Origin of the sequence: Alginatibacterium sediminis, from assembly GCF_003610775.1 — a bacterium.
Lineage (GTDB): Bacteria > Pseudomonadota > Gammaproteobacteria > Enterobacterales > Celerinatantimonadaceae > Alginatibacterium > Alginatibacterium sediminis.
The window spans coordinates 89940-100182 of record NZ_RAQO01000003.1 but is presented as its reverse complement, the minus strand read 5'-3'; the positions used below and the strand labels follow the sequence as shown (position 1 = coordinate 100182).

Below are 10243 nucleotides of genomic sequence, written 5' to 3'. Positions count from 1 at the left end.
GTGGGGTGCATTATAGGGATCCCTTTGATCATGGCAAGCGTTTTTTGTAATTAATTGCGTTTAATTGATTTTAAGAGCTTTAAGCTCTTAAAAACACACAATTCGATTATTTATTAGCCGGCTTATCGTCACTATCTGCTGCGTCTTCTTCGCCATCTTTAGATTCAAGATTTTCTTCATCGTCATGATCATCACCGACCACATGTCCAAAGGTTAGTTTCTTCACGGAACGAATGGTATAAACCGGTCCCCACACTGCATAGACAACAGTGGCAGTGAAGAGTACTAACGAAGGCTTAAGCGCTATAACAACTAAGCCCAAGACGATCAACAACATGACAACAAATGGGACTCGACCTTTAAGATCTACACCCTTAAAGCTTGGATAGCGGAAGTTGGTAACCATCAGTACACCGGCCAGAACGGTGATCAAAGCGGCAAATGGTGCTAAAAAGTCTCCCACTACATGGAAGTCTTGGGCAACCCATACCATGCCCGCTACAACAGCAGCAGCAGCGGGACTCGCTAAGCCTTGAAAGAAGCGCTTATCAGCAATCCCTACCTGAGTATTAAACCTCGCTAATCGAAGCGCAGCGCTAACAGTAAAAATAAAAGCAGATAACCAGCCGACCTTACCCAGATCATGCAATGCCCAGTTGTAGGCAACTAGGGCAGGCGCAATACCGAATGAAACCATGTCGGCCATTGAATCATACTCAGCTCCGAAGGCACTTTCGGTATTGGTCATACGAGCGACCCTGCCGTCAAGCCCATCGAATACCATCGCCACAAAAATAGCTATTGCAGCGAGATCGAATTGAGCATTCATCGACGCAACAATGGCATAAAATCCAGCAAACAGCCCCGCAGTTGTGAAAAGGTTGGGTAACAGATAGATACCTTTGCTTGGAGAGTTATCATTCGAATTGTGCTCGTTCATTAATTTCTTATACCTTGTTAGATAAGGAGTGCTATTTACTTGATTACAGTATTATACCAGCGAAGAAGCGTAAGCGAACTCAAATCAGGAGCATACGTCATACGGTTCTTTATTGTTCTAGCCTCTAAGCTATGGTTACTACTTGTTTTCTCTCCTAAGGCCAAGCTTATCGGCCAGAGGACCAATTGCTCCACCTTGAATAAATATAGAAAACAAAACGAAAAAGAAGACCATGTGCACAATATCTATGGCACCAGGTACACCGGCCGCAGCAGGGATAAGTGCAAAGACAATCGGAGTTGCTCCTTTGAGCCCAATAAACGATATATAGACTCGTTTTTGCCAACTAGCTTTAACAAAAGGAAGATAGCAAAGTTGCACAGCCAATGGACGCGCAACAAATATAAGTAACAATGCAGGTAAGATCGAAATACTAAACACTGAGACTAGCGTCTGGGGGAATATCTGGAGGCCTAGTACGATAAACATCATCGCTTGTGCTAACCAAGATAAACTATTAAAGAAGTGTTGGTTAACTAGCTTGCCATGCTTAATGCCATTGCCAATGACAACACCAGCAACATAAGACGCCAGCAAAATATTCCCACCGGATAATTCAGCTCCATAACTTGCGATGACAAAGCTTGCGAGAACAAAAACTGGAATCAAGCCATATTCAGACAGTTTAATCTTATTCAATAAGTAGACGGCGATTTTACCAGCCACAAAACCAAATATAAGTGCAATTCCAATTTGAGAAAGCAGATTGAGAGCCAGTGCGGAACCAGCAATTGATTGATCCGAAGACAAAGCCATTTCGGTCAGCACAATAACCATAAGCATAGCTACTGGATCGTTGGTTGCGGACTCAAACTCCAAAACCGTATCGGTCTGCTCCTTTAGCACTAATTTTTTTGATTGAAGTATAGAAAATACAGCAGCTGCGTCAGTAGAAGACACAATGGCTGCAAACAATAAGCATGTGATAAAATTGAAATCGAGCAAGAAATACAAAATAAAGGAGAAAATAATACTAGTAAATATCACTCCGAATGAAGCCAACACCCCACCTTCTTTATAACTTACTTTGATTTTTTCAGTTGAAGTATTGAGACCGCCAACAAAAACAATAACGTTTAATGCCAATGCGCCAATCCAGGCCGTTCTGTCCAAGTTATCATACACAAAATTGAACTCACCATTACCTAGCGATAAACCAACACCCATAAAAATAAGTAACGAAGGGACGCCAAGGGTACGCGAGGGGTGATGGAGTAAAATTCCTATGACGATCAGAATCGACATACCGATCATGAGTATCTCTGTTGTCACGTGACCTCTTTGCAAAAAATAATATATTGAGCATGATATTAGCAGAAATGACAGGTTCATTTTTGAATAACAGCGTTGCAACTTGTTATAGTCGCTAGTGCAGTTGAATTGAACCCGCTCAACAATTGAGATCACTTGAAACATCAAGCCGTTTTATTATTGACTTAATCCATTATTGTTAGGTTTTAGCTGACGAACATAAACTAGCGAACCGCGGTTGATACGGTCACTAATCTATAGTTCTGTAGGACGTTTATGGGCGATACCATAGTGACAATCAATACAAGTACTTTCCAATGCATCCATTTTTTGGTGATTGGTCCGGGCTCGTGCTGGCTGTTTGGCTAGATCGAAGTTTTGCTCTTCGTTATGACAGTTACGACAAGCCTGTGAATCGTTGGCTTCCATTTCATGCCAAACGTGTTCGGCTAAACGTAAGCGTTCACTTTCAAAGTTCTCCATATTGATTGTGCCAATCAACATATAATAGATGTCGGCGCTGGCCTTGGTTTTAGTGACTATTTTACCAACAAAGTCTATGGGTACATGACAATCTGCACAAGTCGCATGAACTTCATCGTCAGATACAAAGTGAGGTGAAGCTTGGTACTCCTCGACGATCGTATCCATACCGACGTGACAAGCATAACAAAACTCATTTTGATTGGTTACATGCATCATGGTTTGAAAACCACCAACAGCAAACACGATAAAACCAACGAACACAAACAAGCCTAAAGGTAAGCCCAGCCAGATGCGGCGTCGCATCGCTTGCATTAACCGGGAGAATTTTTTACTCATATCTCAGCCTCATAGTTTGAGACAGCCCTTGGCTTACGCCAAGGGCACCGATTGCCTATTGTACGTAGCGTTCTTTAAACTCTTTTTGGGCTTTTTCGCGGGCCGCTTTTACTTTTGGATCTTCGGTCCCACTAAACCACGCATGCTCTGGTCGACTTAGAATTTCTTCGAGAACTTTGCGCACCGCTTCTGCACCTTCGGTGTTTCCAGCGTGCTCTGCTTTCTCTATAAGTTCTATTGTTTGAGGAACTAACTCAATGTAGAAACGCTCGGCTACTTCATACATTCCATGCCATTGAACGTAATCAGGTGCCATCATCGCTGCACCATGGCGTGCTCTTCGGCCTTCGTGGTGCCATAAATAGAACCATGTCCATTCAATTTCTTCATCAAACGGTTGCTCGGTAATCATTTCATGTTTTTTCAGTTCAGCCATAATGCCAGCCCCTGGGCGGGCAAACTTCTCGTTGTATAACTCAACGAGGGCATCAAACTGCATGTAGAAACTTTCGACCATGCCAGAACTATGGCAACTTTCACAAACAGCTTCCATATCTGCTCGGCGTTCTTGCCACGGTTTGCTTTCTTTACCATTGGCAATGTCTTTAGCATCTATTTTCTCAGAAATTGCAGGACGTAAGGTCCAAGAAATACGATCCCCTACATCGTGCGTTATACCAAGACGTTTAGTTGCTGACATGTGACAAGTTGCACAGGTTGGAGCAGCGTCATAGTCTTCACCAACAACCCACTTAGACGATTCCATGTTCATTCGATCCACATTGGCATAGAAGTTAATACCGTGTTTGGACTCTTCATAAATTTCTTTTTGAGGATGGTCTGGCCCTAAGTGACATTTACCACACGCTTCAGGACGACGGGCTTGTACCATAGAGAACTCATGACGTTGGTGACAAGCTGTACATGCCCCTACTGAGCCATCGGGATTAATACGACCAATACCGGTGTTAGGCCAAGTAGTCGGATCTAAGTCGCCATTTTCCATGACCTTAACCACAGAACCATGGCACTGCCAACAACCGCTAACAGCAGCTGGAGATTGACCATTAAAGGTTAATGCGCCTTCGACAACTTCAGCTAACATATTATCGAGAGAACCGAGAATTTTTCCAGCCTTTGCGTGGTGACTAGCCGAGAATTCTTCGACTTCTTTGCTATGGCATTGGGCGCAGTCTTTTGGTGAAACTATCACTGCAATGGTATAGCCCTCATGTTCAATTGCATCGGCATCAGCTTCATCGGCAACGTGACACTCATAGCAACCAACGTTTGCACCATAGTGCTTAGAGCGACCCCATTGTTGATAAAGACTGGTATGTTTGTCTTTATGGCAGGCAGCACAGTCTTGTGACTCGGCACTTAAGTTAGCAAAGGGCTTGAGGATATGCGCTTTGGGTTCACTATGACTAGTAAAGCTTAAAGCTGCGAGAACCAGTCCCGCAAGAAGGATAAAAAGACGTGAGGAATTTCTGTACATGTTGTTCATGCTGCCTCCATGCAATTTAAAAACTGCAATTGTCAGTACGACACAATCTCTGACTATTCCATATAATAACTAAGGTTATATTAGCAATTACACACAAAATAAACAGGTGTTCTCAGAATACTTGTACGAAATGTGAACTAGACACGAGTGAATAATAAACAAAAAAGCATAGCCAATGTTGACTATGCTTCATATTTTAGCAATTGATATGCTTAAGAAAAAATTAGTTCTCCGTCTTGAGCATCTACTTTAATCAAATGTCCTGGAACGACGTTTCCTGACAAAATGGCTTGAGCTAATGGGTTCTCCAGTTGATGCTGAATTGCCCTTTTTAAGGGACGTGCTCCATATACAGGGTCAAAACCAGCATTAGCAATACACTTCACAGCCGCGTCACTAAAACGAATTTTAAAACCTTTATCTTCTAATCTTGGGATCAATCGACGCAGTTGAATTTTGGCAATATGTGCGATTTCGTCTAAAGCTAATGGATGAAAAACTACCGTTTCATCGACACGATTCAAAAACTCAGGTCTGAAATGATCTGAAAGGACCCCCATTACCGCAGATTTCATCTGCTGATAGTTCATGTTCTGAGCTTGATAGCCTTCTTGGATAAGGTCGGATCCAAGATTAGAGGTCATAATCACCACTGAGTTTCTAAAATCTACGGTGCGACCTTGTCCGTCTGTAAGACGCCCATCGTCAAGTACTTGCAGTAGAATATTGAATACATCAGGATGCGCTTTTTCTACTTCATCAAGTAGAATCACAGAATATGGCTTGCGACGCACAGCCTCTGTTAAATAGCCGCCTTCCTCATAGCCAACGTAACCTGGAGGTGCTCCTACTAGTCTTGCAACTGAGTGCTTCTCCATAAATTCAGACATGTCGATACGGACCATTGATGTATCGCTATCAAACATAAATTCTGCAAGTGCTTTACACAGCTCAGTTTTACCGACTCCGGTTGGACCCAAAAACAAAAAAGACCCAATCGGACGATTCGGATCGGATAATCCAGCTCTACTTCGGCGAATCGCATTGGATACCGCGTCTACAGCTTCACCTTGTCCTATAACACGGCTATGCAACTGGTCTTCCATTTTAAGCAGCTTTTCGCGCTCGCCTTCAAGCATGCGGTTGACCGGAATTCCAGTCCAGCGAGCGAGCACTTCTGCTATTTCATGTTCGCTGACTTTGTTCCGCAGTAAGGTCATATCCTGCATTTCTGCTTGTGACGCTAGGTCGAGTTGACGTTCAAGTTCAGGAATACGCCCATATTGTAGCTCCGACATTCGGCTTAAATCACCCGCTCGCCGTGCAACCTCGAGGTCTAATCGAGCTTGCTCTAAGTCGGTCTTAATATGTTGTGTGCCAGACAAAGCTGCTTTTTCGGCTTTCCACACTTCATCAAGCTCTTGAAAAGAGATTTCTTTTTCCACCAGCTCATTTTTAAGCAACTCTAAGCGCTTAACACTAGCGGCGTCATGCTCCTTTTCTAAAGCCTGTTGCTCGAGCTTGAGTTGAATAATTTTGCGCTCAAGCTTATCGAGAACTTCCGGTTTGGAATCTATTTGTAATCGAATCGACGATGCTGCTTCGTCGATTAAATCGATGGCTTTATCCGGCAGTTGTCGCCCTGAAATATAGCGATGGGATAAGCTAGCAGCGGCAACAATGGCAGGGTCTGTAATTTCGACGCTATGGTGTAACTCATAGCGTTCTTTAAGGCCACGCAATATAGCAATGGTATCCTCAACACTCGGCTCTTCGACCACTATTTTTTGGAAACGACGTTCAAGAGCGGCATCTTTTTCAATAAATTGTCGATACTCATCAAGCGTTGTCGCACCGACACAATGTAATTCACCACGAGCCAGCGCTGGTTTCAGCATATTTCCCGCATCCATTGCGCCCTCGCCTTTACCGGCACCAACCATGGTATGCAACTCATCGATAAATAAGATGACCTGACCTTCTTCTTTGGCTAACTCATTGAGAACCGCTTTTAAACGTTCTTCAAATTCACCGCGATATTTAGCACCGGCAACTAAGGTCCCCATATCTAACGAAAGTACCCGTTTGTTTTTTAGGCCTTCGGGAACTTCATGATTAATAATACGCTGAGCTAAGCCCTCAGCAATCGCGGTTTTACCCACTCCTGGCTCACCAATTAATACCGGGTTGTTTTTGGTACGACGCTGTAAGACTTGAATGGTACGGCGGATTTCATCATCACGACCGATAACAGGATCTAGCTTGCCTTGCTCGGCACGTTCCGTGAGATCGATAGTATAACGCTCGAGAGCTTGACGCTGATCTTCGGCATTTTGTTGATCTACTTTTTGTCCCCCACGCACTTTAGTGATGGCAGCTTCAATGCTCTCTTTGCTAGCGCCGAGGCCACGAAGAATATCACCAAGGGTGCCTTTATCTTCCAAGGCAGCTAAAAAAAACAGTTCAGATGAAATAAAACTATCTTTACGTTTTTGCGCCAGTTTGTCGCACAAGTTGAGCAGTAACACCAACACATTTGAGAGCTGGACATCGCCACCACTCCCTTCAACTCGCGGCAATTGTTCCATTGCTTTTGATATTTGGGAGCGAAAAGCACTGACGTCTATATTCGCAGCGACTAATAATGGTCTGATAGCGCCCGAATCTTGATTGAGCATTGCCGCCATCAGGTGGACCGGTTCGATAAACTGGTGATCACGGCCTAAGGCTAGGGACTGAGCGTCAGATATGGCAAGCTGAAACTTACTGGTAAAACGATCTAAACGCATAATACTTCTCCACAAATTAAAATTCGTTCTATGTATGTAAATATGGGAGTAAATCTTGAGCTTTCAAGCGAGGATGGTTAAAAAACTAGCAGATATAGAGTGTTATTATCTATTTTTCGAGATAGATAAGACTGGCAAAGCGTCCAGTAACTGGCTCGCGACGATAGGAATAGAAACGAGTGTCATCAAAGCTACACAATTGGCTTTGGAAGATGCTCTTAATACCAAGCTGCTGTAATTTTTGTTCCGCCAACAAAGGCAAATTGGCTAGATATTTATCAGCATTTGTTGCTTTGAACGCAAGGCTCGCTTGTGGATTAGTATTCACAAATACCTGCTTAACTTCGGCGCCAACTTCAAAACGTTTAGGCCCAATTGCTGGTCCAATCCACGCGCTAAAGTTTGCGTTGGGATAAGCAATTTTAGCCAAGGTCTGCTCAACAATACCATTGGCAAGACCACGCCACCCAGCATGAATAGCGCTAACAACCGTGGCATTTTGGTCGCAAATAAGGATAGGTAAGCAATCGGCTGTCATCACCACGCAGCCAAAACCAGGTTGACGACTAAAACTCGCATCGGCAGCTAGTGCTGTGTTTAGATTAGTTGAAGAACTGATTTCTATGGAGTGACAGGAGTGAGTTTGATCTAGCCATGCTAAAGAACAATTACTCCGTTGGTTTAACCAGTCTCGATTAGACTGCACATGTGCAGCATCATCGCCAACGTGTTGAGCCAAGTTAAAGCCTTGATAAGGCCCTTGGCTCACACCGTTAACGCGGTCGGTAAAAAAAGCTTTTACCTTTGCTGGTGCGTCCCAGTCAACCGCGTGAATAGTCATTAGTCTTGAGGGTTTTGAAACAAGGCTAAGTCATTACGCATAGCAACCGTTAATACGCGCATATCCATTGGGGTTGGCGCTTTCCATTGCAGTAGCTCACAGCTAACCGGGTGCTGTAATTGCAACATACGGGCGTGCAATGCTTGTCGCTTAAAACCACGTAATATTTCGGTAAATTCGGTGCTCGCATGCTTTGGTAGACGCAAACGTCCACCATAGTTAGGATCGCCAACTAGCGGGTAACCTAAGTGATCCATATGCACTCGAATTTGGTGTGTTCGTCCGCTCTCCAAGCGCAAACGTAAGCGAGAATGCTGACGGAACTTTTCTGCAACGCGATATTTAGTTGCAGCGGGTTTGCCGTTATTTACCACTGCCATATTGATACGTTTAGTGGGATGACGACCGATAGGTGCGTCTACGCGACCACCAGCGGTTAGCACACCATTTACTATCGCTTCATATTCTCGAACGATAAGACGCTTTTCTAAGTCTTTAACTAATTGCGTTTGCGCAATGATAGTTTTAGCGACCACCATCAAACCGGTGGTTAATTTATCGAGACGGTGAACAATACCAGCCCGCGGTACGTCAACAACGCTTGGGCAATGGTGTAGCAACGCATTAAGTAAAGTACCTTCTGAATTACCTGCACCAGGGTGTACGACTAGACCAGCTGGTTTATTGATAACTAGAATATGCTCATCTTCAAATACAACATCTAGATCAATTGCTTCCGGCGCCCAAACTACGGCCTCTTCTACTGCCGCACGGATTTCAACCTGTACACCTTCATGGACTTTCTCTTTGGGCTGAGTTTTCACCTCACCATTAATGCGAACTTCACCTGCTAAAATCCACTCTTTAATGCGGGTACGAGAATAGTCAGGGAATAGAACTGCTAACGCAGAATCCAAGCGGTTTCCACTTAAATTACCGGGTACAGTTTCATTTAGCTCGATTTGCTGGCTCATAAGTCACCTTGTTGTAGCTCAGCGACATACAAATGTACATCAGCCGTAAAAATAGGTCGCGAATAGTACAATAGCTAAGCACTCGATAAAAGGAAAAGCGACGGAATAACGCAAGACAGTCGCTTTCTATCAATAAAGCGTCGAGTTTCTGCCTAATTTTACTTTTCTAGCTCGCTTATCTCGAGCTTGAACATGCTTTAACGTTGACCATTGATGTTGCATCTAGGATACTCTGCAAAACTGTCAAATTGGAATGATGACAAATATATGCTAATCGGCAAAAAAATTTGGGCTATCTTACTCTTCTCAGCCTTTTTAGCCGGCTGTTCAGGAAACAAACGCGAACAACCAAAAATCCCAGATCAGCCCGCCTCTGAGCTTTATGCGCAAGCGCAAAAACAGTTGAATGCGGGAAGCTATTTGAATGCCTCAGAAACACTCGAGGCTTTGGATACACGATATCCATTTGGCCCTTACTCTACGCAAGTTCAACTTGATTTGATCTACGCTTATTATAAACAGGGGGAAACAGCCAAAGCACAAGCTAATATTGATCGCTTTTTGCGAAATAATCCAACCCATCAATCCCTAGACTATGTCTATTACATGCGTGGTTTATCACACATGGCAGCAGACTATAGTTTTTTCCAAAGTATCATGCGGGTTGACCGATATGACCGTGACCCAAGTTTTGCCCAAGACGCCTTTAGTGACTTTAGATTATTGATTAATCGTTACCCCGATAGCGTTTATGCCTCAGACGCGCGTCGACGTATGATCTACTTGAAGTACAACTTAGCGCGGCATGAGCTAGCAGTGGCACGTTATTATGTGAAGCGTGATGCGCCTTTGGCTGCGATTAATCGCTGTCGTTACATCATTGAGACCTTCCCCGATACCGAATCTGCTCGCGACGCGCTGCGGATCATGGAAAACAGTTATCGAACCCTAGGGCTCAATGATCTTGCAGACCAAGCAGCTAAAGTTGCTCGCTCAAATAGCTAATTGATGTTTAAACATAAAAGGCCGCGTTAGCGGCCTTTTTTATACCTGAATATC

General features: G+C 43.9%; 8 protein-coding genes. 1 reads left to right on the top strand and 7 read right to left on the bottom strand.

The window, feature by feature from the left end; all coding sequences use genetic code 11:
* Nucleotides 1–106 precede the first annotated feature (106 nt).
* From pssA to rluD, 7 genes are all read right to left on the bottom strand, one after another.
* Nucleotides 107–940, bottom strand: a complete 834-nt coding sequence (pssA, locus tag DBZ36_RS03075) for a CDP-diacylglycerol--serine O-phosphatidyltransferase (RefSeq protein WP_120353467.1) — start codon at nucleotides 938–940, stop codon at nucleotides 107–109.
* Nucleotides 941–1078: 138 nt separating this feature from the next.
* Nucleotides 1079–2272 carry a potassium/proton antiporter gene (locus DBZ36_RS03070; RefSeq protein WP_120353466.1) on the bottom strand — a complete coding sequence of 398 codons (1194 nt, stop codon included), beginning with the start codon at nucleotides 2270–2272 and terminating at the stop codon, nucleotides 1079–1081.
* 234 nt (nucleotides 2273–2506) lie between these two features.
* Nucleotides 2507–3073, bottom strand: a complete 567-nt coding sequence (locus DBZ36_RS03065; protein WP_120353465.1) for a NapC/NirT family cytochrome c — start codon at nucleotides 3071–3073, stop codon at nucleotides 2507–2509.
* Nucleotides 3074–3128: 55 nt separating this feature from the next.
* A complete protein-coding gene (locus tag DBZ36_RS03060) occupies nucleotides 3129–4580 on the bottom strand; it encodes a multiheme c-type cytochrome (RefSeq protein ID WP_120353464.1) in 1452 nt (483 codons plus the stop codon).
* Between the two features lie 212 nt (nucleotides 4581–4792).
* A complete protein-coding gene (clpB, locus tag DBZ36_RS03055; protein ID WP_120353463.1) occupies nucleotides 4793–7369 on the bottom strand; it encodes an ATP-dependent chaperone ClpB in 2577 nt (858 codons plus the stop codon).
* A 109-nt stretch (nucleotides 7370–7478) separates the two neighbouring features.
* Nucleotides 7479–8210, bottom strand: a complete 732-nt coding sequence (gene pgeF, locus DBZ36_RS03050; RefSeq protein WP_120353462.1) for a peptidoglycan editing factor PgeF — start codon at nucleotides 8208–8210, stop codon at nucleotides 7479–7481.
* On the bottom strand, nucleotides 8210–9184 hold the full coding sequence (rluD, locus tag DBZ36_RS03045; protein ID WP_120353461.1) for a 23S rRNA pseudouridine(1911/1915/1917) synthase RluD: 975 nt from the start codon (nucleotides 9182–9184) through the stop codon (nucleotides 8210–8212). Before rluD ends, pgeF begins: the two co-directional genes overlap by 1 nt.
* Nucleotides 9185–9451: 267 nt before the next feature.
* Between rluD and bamD the strand changes: the two genes are divergently transcribed.
* Complete coding sequence (bamD, locus tag DBZ36_RS03040) at nucleotides 9452–10189, top strand: outer membrane protein assembly factor BamD (protein WP_120353460.1); 738 nt, start codon at nucleotides 9452–9454, stop codon at nucleotides 10187–10189.
* The last annotated feature ends 54 nt before the right edge of the window (nucleotides 10190–10243 follow it).

Coding starts and splice junctions, on each gene's coding strand:
- pssA (WP_120353467.1), bottom strand. CDS start 940: ATGAACGAGCACAATTCGAATGATAACTCTCCAAGCAAAGGTATCTAT.
- DBZ36_RS03065 (WP_120353465.1), bottom strand. CDS start 3,073: ATGAGTAAAAAATTCTCCCGGTTAATGCAAGCGATGCGACGCCGCATC.
- DBZ36_RS03060 (WP_120353464.1), bottom strand. CDS start 4,580: ATGAACAACATGTACAGAAATTCCTCACGTCTTTTTATCCTTCTTGCG.
- clpB (WP_120353463.1), bottom strand. CDS start 7,369: ATGCGTTTAGATCGTTTTACCAGTAAGTTTCAGCTTGCCATATCTGAC.
- pgeF (WP_120353462.1), bottom strand. CDS start 8,210: ATGACTATTCACGCGGTTGACTGGGACGCACCAGCAAAGGTAAAAGCT.
- rluD (WP_120353461.1), bottom strand. CDS start 9,184: ATGAGCCAGCAAATCGAGCTAAATGAAACTGTACCCGGTAATTTAAGT.
- bamD (WP_120353460.1), top strand. CDS start 9,452: ATGCTAATCGGCAAAAAAATTTGGGCTATCTTACTCTTCTCAGCCTTT.